Origin of the sequence: Shewanella electrica (genome assembly GCF_022321485.1) — a bacterium.
In the GTDB taxonomy this organism is placed as follows: Bacteria; Pseudomonadota; Gammaproteobacteria; order Enterobacterales; family Shewanellaceae; genus Shewanella; species Shewanella electrica.
Genome location: NZ_JAKOGG010000004.1, coordinates 258,680 through 275,791 on the forward strand (window position 1 = coordinate 258,680; position 17,112 = coordinate 275,791).

The 17,112-nt window shown below is 50.7% G+C and carries 15 protein-coding genes; 3 read left to right on the top strand and 12 right to left on the bottom strand.

Features of this window, described 5'->3' with window-relative positions:
- Positions 1-114: 114 nt before the first annotated feature.
- Together L9G74_RS08070 and L9G74_RS08075 are read right to left on the bottom strand one after the other, a co-directional pair.
- Positions 115-1,239, bottom strand: coding sequence for an OmpA family protein (locus L9G74_RS08070; RefSeq protein WP_326521508.1), 1,125 nt, complete (start codon positions 1,237-1,239; stop codon positions 115-117).
- A 236-nt stretch (positions 1,240-1,475) separates the two neighbouring features.
- Positions 1,476-3,842 (bottom strand): phosphoketolase family protein, encoded by a 2,367-nt coding sequence (locus L9G74_RS08075; protein ID WP_238895788.1) that lies wholly within the window; start codon positions 3,840-3,842, stop codon positions 1,476-1,478.
- A 384-nt stretch (positions 3,843-4,226) separates the two neighbouring features.
- Here L9G74_RS08075 and L9G74_RS08080 point away from each other — a divergent pair, with 384 nt between their 5' ends.
- Together L9G74_RS08080 and yaaA are read left to right on the top strand one after the other, a co-directional pair.
- Entirely contained in the window at positions 4,227-5,675 is a 1,449-nt protein-coding gene (locus L9G74_RS08080) for an alanine/glycine:cation symporter family protein (protein WP_238895789.1), read from the top strand.
- 104 nt (positions 5,676-5,779) lie between these two features.
- Positions 5,780-6,556 (top strand): peroxide stress protein YaaA, encoded by a 777-nt coding sequence (gene yaaA / locus L9G74_RS08085; protein ID WP_238895790.1) that lies wholly within the window; start codon positions 5,780-5,782, stop codon positions 6,554-6,556.
- Positions 6,557-6,618: 62 nt separating this feature from the next.
- Here the strand turns inward: yaaA and L9G74_RS08090 are convergent, their stop codons facing one another.
- Positions 6,619-7,005 carry a hypothetical protein gene (locus L9G74_RS08090; RefSeq protein ID WP_238895791.1) on the bottom strand — a complete coding sequence of 129 codons (387 nt, stop codon included), beginning with the start codon at positions 7,003-7,005 and terminating at the stop codon, positions 6,619-6,621.
- 380 nt (positions 7,006-7,385) lie between these two features.
- On the opposite strand from L9G74_RS08090, the gene L9G74_RS08095 reads away from it, so the two are divergent.
- Complete coding sequence (locus L9G74_RS08095) at positions 7,386-8,099, top strand: DUF554 domain-containing protein (protein ID WP_238895792.1); 714 nt, start codon at positions 7,386-7,388, stop codon at positions 8,097-8,099.
- On the opposite strand, the gene L9G74_RS08100 is transcribed toward L9G74_RS08095, so the two are convergent.
- The 9 genes from L9G74_RS08100 to L9G74_RS08140 form a co-directional block, all read right to left on the bottom strand.
- Complete coding sequence (locus tag L9G74_RS08100; protein WP_238895793.1) at positions 8,096-8,656, bottom strand: GNAT family N-acetyltransferase; 561 nt, start codon at positions 8,654-8,656, stop codon at positions 8,096-8,098. The two genes, L9G74_RS08095 and L9G74_RS08100, sit on opposite strands and share 4 nt — an antisense overlap.
- 122 nt (positions 8,657-8,778) lie before the next feature.
- Positions 8,779-9,039 (bottom strand): hypothetical protein, encoded by a 261-nt coding sequence (locus L9G74_RS08105; protein WP_238895794.1) that lies wholly within the window; start codon positions 9,037-9,039, stop codon positions 8,779-8,781.
- Positions 9,040-9,229: 190 nt separating this feature from the next.
- Positions 9,230-9,886 carry a CoA transferase subunit B gene (locus tag L9G74_RS08110; protein WP_238895795.1) on the bottom strand — a complete coding sequence of 219 codons (657 nt, stop codon included), beginning with the start codon at positions 9,884-9,886 and terminating at the stop codon, positions 9,230-9,232.
- A 12-nt stretch (positions 9,887-9,898) separates the two neighbouring features.
- Positions 9,899-10,597, bottom strand: a complete 699-nt coding sequence (locus L9G74_RS08115) for a CoA transferase subunit A (protein WP_238895796.1) — start codon at positions 10,595-10,597, stop codon at positions 9,899-9,901.
- Positions 10,594-11,508, bottom strand: a complete 915-nt coding sequence (locus L9G74_RS08120) for a hydroxymethylglutaryl-CoA lyase (protein WP_275297315.1) — start codon at positions 11,506-11,508, stop codon at positions 10,594-10,596. The genes L9G74_RS08115 and L9G74_RS08120 overlap by 4 nt, the downstream gene beginning before the upstream one ends.
- Positions 11,508-13,511, bottom strand: a complete 2,004-nt coding sequence (locus L9G74_RS08125) for an acetyl/propionyl/methylcrotonyl-CoA carboxylase subunit alpha (protein ID WP_238895797.1) — start codon at positions 13,509-13,511, stop codon at positions 11,508-11,510. The genes L9G74_RS08120 and L9G74_RS08125 overlap by 1 nt, the downstream gene beginning before the upstream one ends.
- Entirely contained in the window at positions 13,504-14,304 is an 801-nt protein-coding gene (locus L9G74_RS08130; RefSeq protein WP_238895798.1) for an enoyl-CoA hydratase-related protein, read from the bottom strand. Before L9G74_RS08130 ends, L9G74_RS08125 begins: the two co-directional genes overlap by 8 nt.
- A gap of 8 nt (positions 14,305-14,312) precedes the next feature.
- Complete coding sequence (locus L9G74_RS08135) at positions 14,313-15,914, bottom strand: carboxyl transferase domain-containing protein (protein ID WP_238895799.1); 1,602 nt, start codon at positions 15,912-15,914, stop codon at positions 14,313-14,315.
- 22 nt (positions 15,915-15,936) lie between these two features.
- Positions 15,937-17,106: an isovaleryl-CoA dehydrogenase gene (locus L9G74_RS08140; protein WP_238895800.1), complete on the bottom strand. Its 1,170-nt coding sequence runs from the start codon at positions 17,104-17,106 to the stop codon at positions 15,937-15,939.
- Positions 17,107-17,112 lie beyond the last annotated feature (6 nt).

Here is a 17,112-nt window from a genome sequence, read left to right on the forward strand (position 1 = left end):
TACTGCGGCAAATTTGATGTGATCAGTGTACTGATTTTGCCTGCTGAATACTAATCGCGTATGACAAAAAGAAAAAAGCCGCTGGAAGCAGCGGCTTTGGTAAACAAGTAACAATTATTTCAGCAGTGGCTGTTTTTCTTTGAACACTGCTTTCGCCACGATACGACGGTTGGCGGCGTTGGCTTCAGCAGATGAACCTTGGATCACTGGTTCAGTTTCGCCATAACCTTTAGAGGTGATGCGGTTAGCATCGATGCCATATTTTTCAACCAGCATTTTCGCTACGACATCAGCACGTTTTTGTGAAATCCACATGTTGTAATCTTCTTTACCTGGTAGAGAAGCATGACCAGCGATTTCTACTTGTGCTTTTGGATATTTGCTGAGGAATTTAGCGGCTTTTTCGATTTCACCCAAAGTGTCAGGTTTGAGCACTGTAGAGTTATTATCGAATTGCACTTCAATCTTCAGGTCATCCAGTTTATCGATGTAGATAGTACAACCCTGAGCATCGACTTTGTGATCGATAGGGGTATTTGGACATTGGTCGATATCATCCGTTACACCATCGTTATCTGAATCCACCGGTGCCGCTGCAACAACAGCAGGGGCTGCCGCTGCTACTGGTGCCGCTGGGCCATTAAAGCGATAGCTCAGGGTCAAGCCCCAGTAGTTGCTGTCCATATCAAGATTAGCGAAACGCGTTTCATCAATATCTTCATAACGGCGGTATTTAGCCGACAGCTGCAGATTCTTGGTGATGTCGTAACCGATACCAACACCATAGTATGGTGATACACTCTGGTGATAGAAGTCTGACTCACCATGGTTTACGTTGTTATGGTTGGTGAATACATAGCCACCAACTTCGGCATTTAAGCTCCAGTTATAACGTAGCGGCCATGTGCCCACAACGCCAAGCGTACCGCCTTTGACGTCGATATCATTGTGGTTGTTGTTGTAGTCAACCCAATCGGCATTACCTAAATCACGATAACCGATTTCGACTGCGATATATTCGTTAAACGAGTAGCCGGAAAAGAATTCCCATGCGAATGGATCGTCACTGCCACAGGTCATCATGACACTGCTTTCGCAGTTAGGTCCGTAGTTGTTTTGACCGGCACCGATACCTACATACCACGGGCTCAGCGGTTGGTCATCAGCAGCAGAAGCAGCAAAGGCAGCAGGCAGTGCTGCAAGAACTAACAGGTGGGTTAATTTCAATTTCATCATCATTCTCCAAATCCTTGAAAAATATATTGCTTGGTTGTTTTGCGTAGCGCACGCCCCAACAGAGTTTTTATATATTGGCATTACAACGGCCTTATTATTGGCGGTCCAAGCTGAATTACCGTTGAACCACACTTATATTTTAATATGTTAGGACGATTTAGATTTTTTTCCTGTTTTTGCATAAAAAAAGAGCCACTTTTTAGTGGCTCTTTGGTTTGGATCGGATATTTAACTAGAAATTAACGTTTCCATTCCCAGTTTTCGATATATTCTGGGTCGACACCGTTGGCTTTGATGTAGTTCTTATGGTCAACCAAACGTTGCAACATATCGGTGGTAATGCGTGAGTGTGTAGTCTCATCAATCACACCTTGTTGGAACAGTTTGTAGGCCATGTCGATAACCAAGTGGTAGCGAGAAGTGCCGTTACGTACACCCATATCGAATGGAGTGGTGGTTGAACCTTCCTCTTCGTAACCTTTAATGCGGAAACGATGTGCGCCTTTATAATCAAACACCAGTTTTTTGATGGTGTTTGGATACCCGTGATAGTTAAATACCACACCTTTATCGGCAGTGAAGATATCGTCCAGCAACCAAGGTTTAGACGAGAACTCTAAGCTACCTAAGCCGTTAGCGTTCAATTCAGTAACGCTGACAAAACGTACTTTCACGCGTGGCAACTGCTCACGAATTAAAGTCAGTGCTGCCATGGCTTCTTGTGTGGCGTAGTCACCACAACCCGCCAGTACTACATCTGGGTTTTCATCGGAAGCAAAGTCCCAAATCATCACGCCGTCTTCAGCTTGTTTGCGTGCTTCTTCCAAGCTTAACCATTGTGGCAACTCTTTCTTACCAGCGACCAGAATGTTCAACTTGTCACGACCAGCGAACGCTTTTTCGGTGTACACCAGTGTCGAGTTAGCATCTGCTGGCAGATAAGCCGATACGATCTCTGCATGTTTCTCAAGCATCGCACCCAAGAATGAAGGGTTTTGGTGTGAGTAACCGTTGTGGTCTTGGCGTTCCAACAGTGAAGACAATACCACGTTGCAAGCTGGCACTGGCTTACGGAAGTGAATGCCTTGGCTTGCATGCACATATTTACAGTATTGGTCAGCCATTGATGCGATAACTTGTGAGAATGACTCATAAGTTGGGAACATGGCATGACGACCTGTCACTGTGTAGCCGTGCATCATACCGAACAGCAGGTTTTCAGACAGCAGTTCCAGTACGCGACCGTCACGGCTCATGTCTTCATCCCAGCTTTCGATTGGCCATTGCCATGCACGATCAGTGGCTTCAAATACGGCTTGCAGCTGGTTAGAGTAAGTTTCATCAGGGCTGAAGATACGGATATTGCGTTCTTTCTCGTTCAGTTTGAACGCATCGCGCATCCATTGACCCATTTTCAGCATAGAGTAGCCGCGAGTACCACGTACCACATCTGGACCATAAGCGAGTTTGGTCAGATCAGGGTTTTTCACCGCTTGTACCACTTCGCCACCGTAGCTTAGGCGTTGCTGGCCGCAGCACAGTTCACTTGGTGGAATTAAGCTTTGGATCTCTGCATCAAAGATTAACTCACCGCTGTCGCTAACAGAGTACAGTTCATGGAATTTGTAGCTATCTAACCAGTCGTTCAATGCTTTCAGATGACGTTCATCAGTGGCGCATTTGTTGACGATAACTTGGTGCGAGTCGCAGTTGCCTTCCAGTTTTTTGCCATCAAATTCAGGCACACCGGTCCAGCCTTTGGCGGTTCTCATCAGGATCACTGGCCAACGTGGTTTACATACGTCATCGCCACTACGAGCAATACGTTGGATTTCGTTGATCATGTCGTACGCTTTGTCCATGGCGTTGGTCATTTGTACGTACACGTCTTCAGGCAGGTTGCTATCAACATAGATAGGGTAGTAACCCAAACCGGTGAATTCCGCTTCCAGCTCTTCACGGTCCATACGACCCATGCGAGTTGGGCCAGAAATCTTGTAACCGTTAATATGAACGATTGGCAGAATGGCACCGTTGTTTTTTGGTGATACCAGACGGTTAGCATACCAAGAGGCGGCTAAAGGACCGGTTTCTGATTCGCCGTCACCGACTAATACGGTGGCAATCAAATCAGGATTATCCAACACCGCACCCCAAGCGACGGATAATGAGTAACCCAATTCACCACCTTCCAAAATCTGTCCAGGAGCTTCTGGGTTGGCGTGTGATGGGTAACCATAAGCGGCAGAGAATTTACGGCAGATATCTGAAATACCGTCTTCGTTATATGGAATGATTTCTGGGTAGTAATGGCTCAGAGAACCTTCCATAAACAGGTTAGCTTGTACTGCAGGGAAGCCGTGGCCTGGACCTACAAGATACAAGAATTGACGGTTGTGCTTGGTAATCAAACGGTTTACGTTGGCATAAACAAAGTTAATGCCCGGGCAAGTACCCCAGTGACCCAGCAAACGTGGCTTGATGTCGCCGTGCTGTAGGGGACGTTTGAAAAGCACATTGTTTTTCAGGTAGATTTGTGAAGTCGCCAAAAAGTTTGTGGCCCGTACATACTTTTTCAGCGCAGCGATTTCTTGCTGTTGGGTCATAAGATGCCTCACTTGAGCAAATACCAGTTAATTTGTATGACATAACTATATTTGTAGTTAAATTACAAAAATGTGGTCGAAATCAGGTTTCTGGAAGTTAGTTTGGTTTGTGGGCAGCTAGTTTGGCGATGAGGTTGAATAAAAATAGTTTTTAATCAATTAGTTAATAATTAATAAAAACATAAAATCATTTGTAGTATAAATGCATGTTATGTGAGATTGATCTCATAGAATAAAGTATTGATAACAATTGACGCTGGACAAAATTTGTTCCAATGTCGTGAAAACGTAACATACTTTCAGAATTTACTGCTACGCAAACTTACTTTATCACTAGGATAAGATGTCGAATGGTCGATTCGCGGACATCTTTTTGGGTCGTTTATGGTTGAAACCGTTGTTAAATTTCTCAACTCTCTCTTATGGGACCAGTTACTTATTTACGCATTAGTCGGCGTAGGGGCCTACTTCACTATCAGTCTGTTGTTCATTCAAGTGACGCATTTTAAGCACTCAGCCAAAGTGATGCTGACTAGTCGGCAGGCGGATGATGCCGGGTTATCTTCATTTCAAGTATTTTGTACCAGCATGGCGGCGCGGGTCGGTGCGGGTAATATGGCTGGGGTTGCTGTAGCGATTGGTGCGGGTGGACCCGGCGCAATCTTCTGGATGTGGTTGATTGCCATGGTCGGTATGGCAACTGCGATGGTGGAATCAACGTTAGCCCAAGTTTATAAGGTAAAAGACAGTGCTGGCCAATATCGTGGCGGCCCTGCCTATTATATGGAAAAAGGCCTTGGTCAGCGCTGGATGGGCGTGTTGTTTTCGGTATTCCTCATCATCTCTTTTGGACTGGTGTTCAATGCAGTGCAAGCCAATACCATTGCAGGCGCGGTTAATCAGGTGTTTGAAGTTTCACCTACCGCAATCGGTATCGGCATGGTGTTGCTGAGTGCGCTGGTGATCAGCGGTGGATTGCGCAAAGTGGCGCGGGTTTCTGAGTTTGTGGTGCCGATAATGGCGCTGTTTTACATTGCGATGGCGTTAATCATCGCGGTGATGAATTTTGATAAATTACCTGCGGTGTTTGCCCTCGTGATTAATAGCGCATTTGGTTGGCAAGAGGCCGTTGCCGGTGGTGTGGGTTATACCGTTGCGCAAGCCATGCAGTCCGGTGTCGCGCGTGGCTTGTTTTCCAACGAGGCCGGTATGGGCAGTGCCGCTAACGTCGCGGCCAGCGCGGCTCCGACGCCACCACACCCAGCTTCGCAAGGTTTTGTACAGATGGCCGGGGTGTTTATCGATACCTTGGTGATCTGTACTGCCACTGCGGCAATTATTCTATTATCCCATGACTGGCAAGCCAGCGACGATGGCATTGCCATGACCATCACCGCGCTGCAATTCCATGTCGGCGCTTGGGGCGGTTGGTTTGTTGCTGGTGCGATTTTGTTGTTTTGTTTTACTTCTATCATTGCCAATTACTCCTATGCCGAAAGCAATGTAATTTTCTTAATTGGCAATCGTCGCCCGGTTATTTGGGGTTTGCGGGTCTGTGTCCTCGCGATGGTGATGTTTGGTGCGTTAGCTAAAATCTCGCTCGTTTGGGATTTAGCTAATCTATCGATGGGATTGATGGCGTTGGTAAACATTCTGGCGCTGGTGTTGCTCTCAGGCGTGGCGTTTCGGGTGATTACCGATTACCGCGATCAGTTATCGGCGGGCAAGGTGCCAGAGTTTGATAAAACGCAGTTCCCCGATATCGCTAAGCAGATCGATGACCAAGTCTGGAACCTTGCTAACGAAGAAAGCCGTGCGGTGACTGAGCGTTAGCGAGTTAGTCGGTCAGCCTTATCGGAAAAACCACGTGCGCAATACGTGGTTTTTTTATATCAATCCCTTATCATTGCCGCAAAGTTATCGTGAAGGAATTGAATATGTTAATCCTGATTTCCCCCGCAAAGACCTTAGATTTTGAAACCCCAGCGCCTGTGGCGGAATATAGCCTTCCGATGTTTTTAGATGATAGCCAAGTGCTTATCGATGTCTGTCGCCAACTGACGCCAGTGCAAATCGCTAAGTTGATGAGTGTTAGCGATAAGATTGCGGGCTTAAATGCGGCGCGTTTTGCCTCGTGGCAACAACCATTCACGTTAGGGAATGCTAAACAGGCTTTGTTTGCCTTCAAAGGCGATGTTTATACCGGCTTGGATGCAGAGTCGCTCCCAGCAGCGCTGGTGCTACGTGCACAAAAACGGCTGCGCATGCTCTCCGGTTTGTATGGCTTATTGAAACCACTGGATTTGATGCAGCCTTACCGCTTGGAAATGGGCACGCAGCTAGAAAACCCACGCGGCAAAAACCTGTATGAGTTTTGGGGCAGTGAGATCACTAATGCCATCAACCATGCTTTGCCGAAGGACGAGCCAGAGTTGATCGTCAACCTAGCATCGAATGAGTATTTTAAAGCGGTGAAACCTAAACTGCTCAATGGCAACTTGGTGGCGCCAGTGTTTAAAGACTGTAAAAACGGTCAGTACAAAATCATCAGCTTCTACGCCAAAAAAGCGCGCGGCATGATGGCGCGTTGGATCTTAGAGCATGACATCACCGATGCTGAACAGCTGAAACAGTTTGATGTGGCGGGTTATTACTATTCGGCGGAACAATCGACCCCGCAAGCGCCAGTGTTCCTGCGTGAAGAGCAAGTTTAAGTGCCTCTGAGTCTGAAGCTAGCGCGAATCTACATTCTGTGTAAGGTTCGCGCATCGTTTAGCTAAGACACTATAGTAATTTGATCGGCACTTTGAATTGGCAACATCGCTTGCCCTTGAATGCGCATCACCGCGCCGGCAATGTGCAGATGCTTACCTAATAAGCTGTTGGCTGGATTGATAATGCCACGCTCTTGCAATTGGGCGATGGCATTGGCGGATAAACATAAGCGCAAGTTATCTTGGTGCTGCGCGTCTGACTGACTATCCAAATACACCACGCCATTGCTGTCGTGTTGGTCGCTACTGCTGCTGACCACAAAATCGATATCCAAATTAGCCACGCCGACTTTGTTACTGGCGTCTTTGGCCGAGAGCCGTTGCCATGCACTGACGTCAATACAGCAACTTGCTAGAAATAATGCCGCAATGATTAATTGAACCAACATATCCACTCCTTGTTACTGTTTCGTTTTTTTAATTGCCGCATTATTTTTGAACGATTTTACCGCTGACGTCTATGAGTTTATGGTATGGCGTACTAAAAAGGCGTGGTAATGCTGTTGGTAGCAAGCGGTTACGCTGAGCATCAGGCGAATTTGTGTTAATCATGCCATTTATACTTATGGTCGCTTCAGTTACGCTAAGCTCGCTCGTTAGGTTAGTACACGCTAAAGAATTCGCATAACTATCATATGTATGATGGTGTTATTATGGCGTCATAATATTAGCAACGGATGGCTTTTAGCGGCGTAGCATCACGTTCGCAGCCCCAGATAATTACAGCATCGCTCGGCCCTACACCGACGCGATGGCGGAGAATTCCCCCATGATTGGTCCTATCGTTAATAGCGTGGCTATTATTGCTGGCGCATTTTGCGGCGCGGCATTAGCCCGATATATTCCTAAACGGCTACAAACTGGCTTACCACCGACGTTCGCACTCGCATCTATCGCCATTGGCGTCAACATGTTGGTAAAAGGGCACACTGTGCCAGTGGTGGTGTTATCGTTGATTTTCGGCACCGCCATTGGTGAACTGTGTTATTTCGAACGTTCTGTGTCTAACGGCGCCACCTTTATTCAACGTAAACTCGATCGCTTTATTCCCTTACCTCGTGGCTTAACTCAAGAGGAGTTCGCTAAGCAATTTACTGCGTTAATCGTAGTATTTGGCGCCAGCGGTTTAGGGGTTATCGGGGCAATGACTGAAGGCATGAACGGCGACTATCAGTTGCTGTTAGTGAAGGCGGTGATGGATTTTCTTACTGCGAGTATTTTTGCTATCGGCCTTGGTGCAGGTATCGGTTTAACAGCGGTGGTGCAATTTTCAGTACAAGCGGCACTGTTTTTCCTCGCTAAACCAATCATGCCATTGATGGACGATATCGTGTTCGGCGACTTTTCTGCGGTAGGCGGCATTATCATGGTGGCGGTCGGACTGCGTATTGCCAAGATCATGAACTTCTCGGTAGTTAACTTCCTACCCGCGCTGTTTTTGGTACTGCCAATCTCCTACCTATGGCGTCATTTCTTCGGCTAACTGGCGTCGGCTTGCTGCCATTCTTGTCGCAGTAAGCCGTAGCTGCACATGTTGCGCCTTACACCGTTTACTACAAAGTGTTGTCGTAAGGTGCCTTCTAACGTAAATCCTAGCCGCTTAGCCACGGCGATACTGCTGTGGTTATCATCGTTGCAGCAGATGACGATTTTATCCATCTCAAGTTGTTGGAATAGCTGTTCGATCAACCACTGGCATGCTTGGGTGATAATGCCTTTGCCGTGCCATTCACGCGCTAACATGTAACCGATTTCTGCCCAGCGCGCTTGCGGTTCAATCTCGCGTACCAACAAGTAACCCGCCATCTGTTGTCCGTGCCACAGGGTATAAAATAACGCTTCACCACGCTGTTGTTTGGCAAGGCTGGTTTGCAGTAATTCAGTTAGCTGTCCTAGCGTGTGAGTGCGACTGACGAACGGGATAGTATCTTCATAGAGCGCGCGTTGTTGCTCAATATGGGCAAAAAAGGCGGGCGCTTGGGCGAGAGCTAATGGTTTAAGTCGCAGTGGGCCAATAGCCATTTCGTGCTTTAGCAGCATAACGGTTAACCTCAGCGCTTTGATTCAAAGTGAATTGATTGACTGAAATTTATACGTGAAAAGCGAACTAGCGCCAAGTGGTGATGGTGACGAACCTTGTACCACTTGGCGAAATGGGGGGATTACACGCTTGCTGCGCTGAAAAGGTTCCAACCACCAAAAGCAATAAGGCTCAAACTGATGACACAACCGAGTGGCAGGATCAGCTTTTTGGCAATGCTGAAGCTGCGGTCAAAGCCAAAGTAGTTCACCCATCTACGTGCCCGTGGGCTACGTTGCAAGTAACAGTGCAGTTGGCTGTTATCCAGTAGGTGACTGATATTACGCATCAATAATAGGCCGCCGGTTGTTAGACAAAGCAGCGAAGTGAGATAAGTATCCATAATCTACTAGTGACAATCTGAGTGGATGAGATATCGCCGAAATTGCTTGAATAAACAGCAGCGGCAAAAAAGAAGCGCACACCTTAGGCTAATTCAGTAGCGCGACAAAGGTTTACCGCTGTTTAATGTGATCTATATCACAAAATATCATTTTGTTTACATTGCAGTAATTGTTTGTTTTTAAAGATGATTAAACGTTCATTTCTGGTACTTGGCTAGGGCAGATTAGCTTACCTGCTGTTTTGCTTTGAATTTCTTCAATGGTCACGCCGGGGGCGCGTTCTAAAAGATGAAAAGCACCATGTTCTATTTTCAGCAGCGCTAAATCGGTCAGCACCCGTTGAATACATCGGTAGCCGGTTAACGGCAATTGGCATTGCGTTAGCAGTTTGGAGTTACCGTCTTTATCGGCGTGCATCATGGTGACAATAATATTGCGTGCGCCTGCCACTAAATCCATGGCGCCGCCCATCCCTTTGACCAACTTGCCAGGGATCATCCACGAGGCGATAGAACCAGCCACATCGACTTCAAAGGCGCCTAACACGGTGAGATCGACATGGCCGCCACGGATCATGGCAAAACTGTCCGCACTAGAGAAAAACGCCGCGCCAGCAACGGCGGTGACCGTTTGTTTGCCTGCGTTGATGAGATCGGCATCGACGTCATCCTCACTTGGGAATGCACCCATGCCCAGCAGACCGTTTTCGGACTGCAACATCACTTGGATATTTGGCGGAATATAATTGGCGACCAAGGTGGGAATACCAATGCCGAGATTGACGTAATCACCATCTTTCAGTTCTTGTGCCACGCGTTTGGCCATCTGTTCACGAGTGAGTGCCATGATGTGTAATCCTTAAGGCTGTACGGTACGTTTTTCGATGCGTTTTTCAAATTGACCAACGATGACGCGGTCAACGTAGATGCCGGGCGTATGCACATGATTGGCATCCAACTCACCGGCTGGGACGAGCTGTTCGACTTCTGCCACGGTGATCTTGCCCGCGGTCGCCATCACCGGGTTAAAGTTAGCGGCGGTATTGCGGTAGATAAGATTGCCCATGGTGTCGGCCTTCCACGCCTTAATCAGTGCAAAATCGGCGTGCAATGCGGGTTCTAATACATAATGGCGCCCATTAAATTCTCGCGTTTCTTTGCCGTGAGCCACTGGTGTGCCGTAACCAGTTGCGGTGTAAAACGCAGGAATGCCCGCACCCGCGGCGCGGATCTTCTCGGCCAAGGTGCCTTGTGGTGTGAGGATAACTTCCAACTCGCCGCTGAGCATTTGCTGCTCAAAGAGTGCGTTTTCACCCACGTAAGAGGCAATCATGGTGCGGATCTGCCGCTGTTGCAGCAATAAGCCAAGGCCAAAGTCATCTACACCAGCATTGTTAGAGATCGCCGTTAAGCCGCGTACCTGCAAACGTACCATTTCAGCAATCAGCCCTTCGGGAATGCCGCATAAGCCAAAGCCGCCGACCATGATGGTCATGTTATCGGTTAGCCCTGCCAGCGCTTGCTGATAGCTACTGACAACCTTATTCAATCCGCTCATATCTGCTCCGTTGTGTTAGCGCGTGCGAGTAACGCTTGGGCGACTTTACTGTGGTTGGCTTTGCCGAGCTGCTGACACACTTGCTGGCCTGCAAGCGCCAACTGCAGCAGGTCGATGCTGGTATCGATGCCGAGCCCGTGCAGCAGGTACACCAGATCCTCGGTGGCAAGATTACCGGACGCGCCCTTGGCATACGGGCAACCGCCCAAGCCCGCAACTGCGCTATCGATAGTGCTGATGCCGCTGTCTAAACAAGCCAGCACATTGGCCAGTGCTTGGCCGTAAGTATCGTGAAAATGCAGCGCCAATTGCGCTATCGGCACTTGGTTATTCACTGCCGCCAACATGCGCTGCGCTTTGAGTGGTGTGCCTACGCCAATGGTATCGCCGAGCGAAACTTGATAAGCGCCCATATCGATGAGCGTCTTACTGACAGCGGCAACTTGCAGGGCGGCAATCTCGCCTTCGTAAGGGCAGCCCAACACACAAGAAACATAAGCGCGTACGGGAATTCGCTGTTGCTTGGCAGCGGCAAAAATCGGCTCGAAGCGGTTTAACGATTCGGTAATCGAGCAGTGAATATTCCGCTGGCAAAAGCTTTCCGATGCGGCAGTAAACACCGCGACTTCATCGATTCCGACCGCGACGGCTTGCTCAAAGCCGCGTAGATTAGGGGTAAGCGCCGAATAACGTACGTGAGACGCGCGATGGATTTGCTGGTACACCGCGGCCGAGTCGGCCATTTGTGGCACCCACTTGGGCGAGACAAAGCTGCCTGCCTCGATGCGGCGCACGCCTGCAGCAGCCAAGGCATCGATCAACGCGACTTTGGCGCTGGTGGCAAGTAGCGTTTCGTTTTGTAGGCCATCGCGTGGCCCAACTTCATAGATGCTGACTTGAGTGGGATACATCAGCCACCTCCAGTGTTGGCAGTATCCGCCGTATCATCCGCGACAAAGTGCAACAGCTGCGCGCCTTCTTGCACCAAATCCCCCGCAGCAAAACAGAACTCGCTGACCACACCCGCGCTCGGCGCGTTGATCTGATATTCCATCTTCATCGCTTCCATCACAATCAAGCCTTGCCCTTGCTTGACCGGCTGATTCGGCGGCACCAACTGGGTGACGATGGTGCCGTTCATCGGGGCGCAAAAGCTATGGGTGCTGGCCGATTGCTGTGGCTGATGTGTCGGCACTAATTGGTAATCAAAACTGTGGCCTTGGTAGAGCAGGGTGAGGCGCTCGCCGTGGCGCATAAATTGTAGTTGTTCACTGCGGCCATTAACGCTGAGTTGCAACTGCTCTGGCGCAAACAAATGGGCATTAAACTGATGCTGCTGTCTGTCGATGCTGAGCAAATATCCCGCCTCAGTGCGCTGTACTTGCAACCAAAACCCCTGCGGCTGAGCGGTTACCGGTTCAAGGTAGATATGCCAACTGGCAGCACCGTTGAGGCGAAAGGCGGTGAGCGGCGAGTTGGCGTTTGGCTGGCTCAAGATGACGGCCATCGCGGCAGCGCAATGGCGCCAAAGCTCATTCGGTTGCTGTAATAACGCTTCGAGATGTTCGCCGATAAAGTGGGTAGTAAAGTGAGTGGCCACAAACTCGCTATGGCTTGCCAATGCAGCAAGAAAGGCCAGATTGTGTTTCACACCGACAATGGCACTGTGCTCGAGTGCCCGTTTTAGCTGCGCCAACGCCAGCTTGCGGCTAGGTTGATGCACGATCATTTTGGCGATCATCGGATCGTAATACGCGCTGATCTGTTCCTCGAGCTGAGCACCTGTGCGCACGCCACTATCTATGCGCAGTTGCGCGCTGGTGGCGGGAAACGTGAGTCGCTGCAAAACGCCCGATGCTGGTAAAAACTGTTGCTGTGGGTCTTCGGCATAAATGCGTGCTTCAATTGCGTGACCGGTTAACTGCACCTCGGCTTGGCTGAGCGGTAGGCTAGCGCCGCTGGCGACTCGGAGTTGCCATTCCACCAAATCGACGCCGGTGATCATCTCGGTGATCGGGTGCTCTACCTGTAGCCGCGTATTCATCTCCATAAAGTAAAACTGTTGCGCAGCATCCATAAGAAACTCAATGGTGCCCGCACCGACATAATTAATTGCTCGCGCGGCCGCTACCGCCGCTTGCCCCATGGCGCGCCGCGTGGCATCGCTCAGCCCGGGGGCCGGCGCTTCTTCAATCACTTTTTGGTGACGGCGTTGTAGCGAGCAATCGCGATCACCTAGGTAAATACAGTTGCCATGCTGGTCGGCAAAGATTTGTACCTCAATGTGGCGCGGGCCAGTAAAGTATTTCTCTAACAACATCTGTTCATCAGCAAAACTGGCTTTGGCTTCGCGTTTCGCGGCGTTGAGTTGCGCTGCAAATTCCTCCGCGTGATTGACTACGCGCATGCCTTTACCACCACCACCAAGCGCTGCTTTTATTAGCAGCGGATAGCCAATGTTGGCGGCTGCCTTGCTCAAGGCGGTAAGTGTTTGCTCACTGCCGTGATAGCCGGGGATCAGCGGCACACCGGCTTTTTGCATAATGTTTTTGGCAGCACTTTTACTGCCCATGGCGGCAATGGCGCTGGCGGGTGGGCCAACAAAGATGATGCCTGCCGCATCGCAGGCGGCGGAGAAATCGGTATTCTCCGATAAAAAACCATAGCCGGGATGGATGGCATCTGCGCCGGATTGTTTAGCAATGGCGATGATTGCGGCAATGTTGAGATAGGCACTGACCGGCGTGTCACCGCTAACTTGGTAGGCGACATCGGCCAGTTCCACGTGTTTAGCGTGGCGATCAATCTCAGCATAAATCGCAACGGTGTTGATGCCCAAACAACGGCAAGTGGCGATGATGCGACAAGCGATTTCACCACGATTGGCAATCAACAAGGTACCAATGTTAACCATGGTTGCCCTCCGTCTTATGGCTGAGCCAATGGGGGGCGCGTTTGTCAAAAAAGGCGTGAATGCCTTCCTGCGCTTCGGCTTTGGCGCGAACCTCCGCAATGGCTTGCGCGGTCACTTGGCTTAACTCGGCATTGAGCGGCTGCGCGGCAATCTGCGCCAGTAACTGCTTGCAGTATTTTTGTGCTTGCGGCGCGCCGTTGAGTAGCGCGTTGACCAGTTGCTCACAGGTCGGTGCTAGCTCGTCAGACAATTGATGCACTAACCCGAGCGCCAGTGCTTCGTGGGCGTTGATCACTTCGGCGGTCAGCGCATAGCGGCGCAGCTGGCGCATCCCGATTGCGCGGCTGACATAAGGGGAAATGACGGCGGGGATCAGCCCCAGTTTGACTTCGCTCAGGCAAAAACGCGCAGAGTGATGGGCAATGGCAATATCGCAGCAGCACAGTAACCCCAGCGCGCCGCCGTAAGCCGCGCCTTGCACTAATGCGATAGTTGGATGGGGAAACTCATCCAGCGTGCGCATCAGTAAGGCAAGGCTACTGGCATCGTCGACATTGGCGGCAAAATCCATTTGCGCTTGGCGTTGCATCCAGTGGAGATCGGCGCCGGCGCTAAAGTGTTTGCCATTGCCTTGCAACACCAACGCGCGGCAATCTTGCCAGGTGGCGAGGTGTTGCAGCGCATCGGTGAGTTCGGCAATCAGTTGTTCATCAAAGGCATTGGCGCTATCGGGGCGGTTAAGGGTGAGGCGACAGACGCCACGATGATCACTTTCAAGCAGGACAGATTGCATGTGGGCTCCTAAATCCTAAAGACACCAAATTGGGTTGGCTCAATCGGCGCATTGGCGGCAGCAGTTAGCGCTAACCCTAGTACATCGCGCGTTTGCGCTGGGTCGATAATACCGTCGTCCCATAAGCGGGCGCTGGCGTAGTAGGGATGACCTTCGTGTTCGTAGGTGGCCTGAATTGGTGCTTTAAATTCGGCTTCTGCTGCGGCGCTCCACTGCTGGCCTTGGCGGGCGAGACTGTCGCGTTTAACGGTCGCCAGTACGTTGGCCGCTTGTTCTCCGCCCATCACAGAAATGCGCGCATTGGGCCAACTCCACATCATGGTCGGCTCGTAGGCACGGCCACACATGCCATAGTTGCCAGCGCCGTAACTGCCTCCAATAATCACGGTGAATTTGGGCACTTTGGCGCAGGCCACTGCCATCACCATTTTGGCGCCATGTTTGGCAATGCCTTGCTGCTCGTACTTTTGGCCGACCATAAAGCCGGTGATGTTTTGCAGGAAAATTAGCGGAATGTTGCGTTGGCAACACAGCTCAATAAAGTGGGTGCCTTTCTGCGCCGACTCGGAAAACAGAATGCCGTTGTTGGCGACAATGCCTACGGCGTGACCGTGCACACTGGCAAAACCACACACCAATGTGGCGCCATAGTTGGTTTTAAACTCGGCAAAGTCGGAGTCATCCACCAAGCGAGCGATCACTTCGCGGACTTCAAACGGCTTTTTCAAATCGGTGCCGACAATGCCGTACAGTTCATCACTGGCATAACGGGGCGGTGCATATTGCGTGGCATTTGCGGGTGCGTGGCGGTTGAGATGATGTACCGCTTGCCGTGCCAGTTGTAGCGCGTGGTCATCGTTTTGCGCCAGATGGTCGGCCACACCGGAGAGGCGCGTATGCACATCGCCACCGCCCAAGGCTTCGGCAGAAACCTTTTCACCAGTCGCGGCTTTGACTAACGGTGGCCCGGCTAAAAAGATGGTGCCTTGGTTGGCAACAATAATCGATTCATCGGCCATCGCAGGCACATAAGCGCCGCCCGCGGTGCACAATCCCATGACCACGGCAATCTGGGCGATGCCTTTGGCAGACATCTGCGCTTGGTTGTAAAAAATGCGGCCAAAATGGTCGCGGTCGGGAAACACGTCGGCTTGCATTGGCAGGTACGCGCCACCGGAATCGACCAGATAGAGGCAGGGCAGTTGGCAACGTTCGGCAATTGCTTGGGCGCGCAGGTGTTTTTTCACTGTGAGCGGAAAATAGCTGCCGCCTTTGACGGTGGGATCATTCACCACAATCATGCAGTTAATGCCATGAATACGACCAATACCGGCGATGACGCCCGCGGCGGGCACATATTCCTCATATACTTGATGGGCGGCAAACAGGCCGATCTCTAAAAACGGGCTGTCAGTATCTAATAACTGCGCTAACCGTTGGCGTGGTGCCAACTTGCCTTTGCTGCAATGGCGCGCCAACGCGGCTTCTCCGCCACCTTGGCTTATCTGTTCGCTGTCGTGCCTCAGTTGCTCAACCAAAGCCTGCATCGCGCGGTAACGCGCTTGAAACTCTGGGGCATGACGGTTGATCTGGCTGCTTATCACACTCATCTCAATCGCTCCTTGGTTGGCGTTACTTTTGCTCGTTAAATAGCTCGCGGCCAATCAACATGCGGCGGATCTCTGAGGTGCCCGCTCCGATTTCATACAGCTTGGCATCACGTAGTAAACGCCCTGCGGTATAGTCATTGATGTAGCCATTACCGCCAAGCAGTTGGATGGTATCGAGCGCCGCTTTGGTGGCAGCTTCGGCGCTGTAGAGGATAGCGCCAGCGGCATCTTTGCGACTGCCATGGCCGCTATCGCAAGCCCGCGCAACGGCATAAACGTAAGCTTTGGCGCTATTCATGGCGGTGTACATATCGGCCAGTTTGGCCTGCACGAGTTGGAACTCGCCAATGGCTTTACCAAACTGTACCCGTTCAGCGGTGTAGGGCAGGGCGACATCAAGGCAGGCTGACAAAATCCCCAGTGGCCCACCGGCGAGCACCACTCGTTCGTAATCGAGGCCGCTCATCAACACTTTGACGCCTTGGTTGAGGCCACCAAGTAGGTTTGCCGCTGGTACTTCGCAGTTGTTGAACACTAACTCGCAGGTACTCGAGCCGCGCATGCCGAGTTTGTCGAGCTTCTGCGCGGTGCTAAAGCCGCTAAACTCTCGCTCAATAATAAAGGCGCTGATGCCGTGGGCACCTTGCTCTGGCGCGGTTTTGGCGTAGACCACCAACACATCAGCATCGGGGCCGTTGGTGATCCACATCTTGTTGCCATTAAGAATAAAATGGTCGCCTTGCGCTTTAGCCTGTAGGCTCATCGATACCACATCGGAGCCTGCATTGGGCTCGCTCATCGCTAGTGCGCCGATATGTTCGCCGCTGATGAGCTTAGGAAGATATTGCGCTTTTTGCGCATCGCTGCCGTTACGGTAGATTTGGTTAACGCAAAGATTGGAATGGGCGCCGTAGGAGAGACCTACCGAGGCGCTGGCGCGGGAGATCTCCTCCATGGCAATGACGTGGGCCAGATAACCCATATCTGCGCCGCCATATTGCTCGCTGACGGTGATGCCAAGCAGGCCAAGTTCGCCGAGTTTCGGCCAAAGTTCTTTAGGAAAACGATTGTCGGCATCAATGGCCGCTGCGATAGGTGCGATTTCGGTAGCACAAAAGCTGGCCACCGCATCGCGTAATAGGTTTAGCTCTTCAGGTAGGCCAAAATTCAGTGGTGTGTAGCTGCTCGCCATGCATGG

What these genes read in the sequence shown, in the direction of transcription:
- L9G74_RS08075 (WP_238895788.1), bottom strand. Translation starts at nt 3,842, where the DNA reads ATGACCCAACAGCAAGAAATCGCTGCGCTGAAAAAGTATGTACGGGCC.
- L9G74_RS08080 (WP_238895789.1), top strand. Translation starts at nt 4,227, where the DNA reads ATGGTTGAAACCGTTGTTAAATTTCTCAACTCTCTCTTATGGGACCAG.
- L9G74_RS08095 (WP_238895792.1), top strand. Translation starts at nt 7,386, where the DNA reads ATGATTGGTCCTATCGTTAATAGCGTGGCTATTATTGCTGGCGCATTT.
- L9G74_RS08100 (WP_238895793.1), bottom strand. Translation starts at nt 8,656, where the DNA reads ATGCTGCTAAAGCACGAAATGGCTATTGGCCCACTGCGACTTAAACCA.
- L9G74_RS08090 (WP_238895791.1), bottom strand. Translation starts at nt 7,005, where the DNA reads ATGTTGGTTCAATTAATCATTGCGGCATTATTTCTAGCAAGTTGCTGT.
- L9G74_RS08140 (WP_238895800.1), bottom strand. Translation starts at nt 17,106, where the DNA reads ATGGCGAGCAGCTACACACCACTGAATTTTGGCCTACCTGAAGAGCTA.
- L9G74_RS08115 (WP_238895796.1), bottom strand. Translation starts at nt 10,597, where the DNA reads ATGAGCGGATTGAATAAGGTTGTCAGTAGCTATCAGCAAGCGCTGGCA.
- L9G74_RS08070 (WP_326521508.1), bottom strand. Translation starts at nt 1,239, where the DNA reads ATGATGATGAAATTGAAATTAACCCACCTGTTAGTTCTTGCAGCACTG.
- L9G74_RS08135 (WP_238895799.1), bottom strand. Translation starts at nt 15,914, where the DNA reads ATGAGTGTGATAAGCAGCCAGATCAACCGTCATGCCCCAGAGTTTCAA.
- yaaA (WP_238895790.1), top strand. Translation starts at nt 5,780, where the DNA reads ATGTTAATCCTGATTTCCCCCGCAAAGACCTTAGATTTTGAAACCCCA.
- L9G74_RS08105 (WP_238895794.1), bottom strand. Translation starts at nt 9,039, where the DNA reads ATGGATACTTATCTCACTTCGCTGCTTTGTCTAACAACCGGCGGCCTA.
- L9G74_RS08120 (WP_275297315.1), bottom strand. Translation starts at nt 11,508, where the DNA reads ATGTATCCCACTCAAGTCAGCATCTATGAAGTTGGGCCACGCGATGGC.
- L9G74_RS08130 (WP_238895798.1), bottom strand. Translation starts at nt 14,304, where the DNA reads ATGCAATCTGTCCTGCTTGAAAGTGATCATCGTGGCGTCTGTCGCCTC.
- L9G74_RS08110 (WP_238895795.1), bottom strand. Translation starts at nt 9,886, where the DNA reads ATGGCACTCACTCGTGAACAGATGGCCAAACGCGTGGCACAAGAACTG.
- L9G74_RS08125 (WP_238895797.1), bottom strand. Translation starts at nt 13,511, where the DNA reads ATGGTTAACATTGGTACCTTGTTGATTGCCAATCGTGGTGAAATCGCT.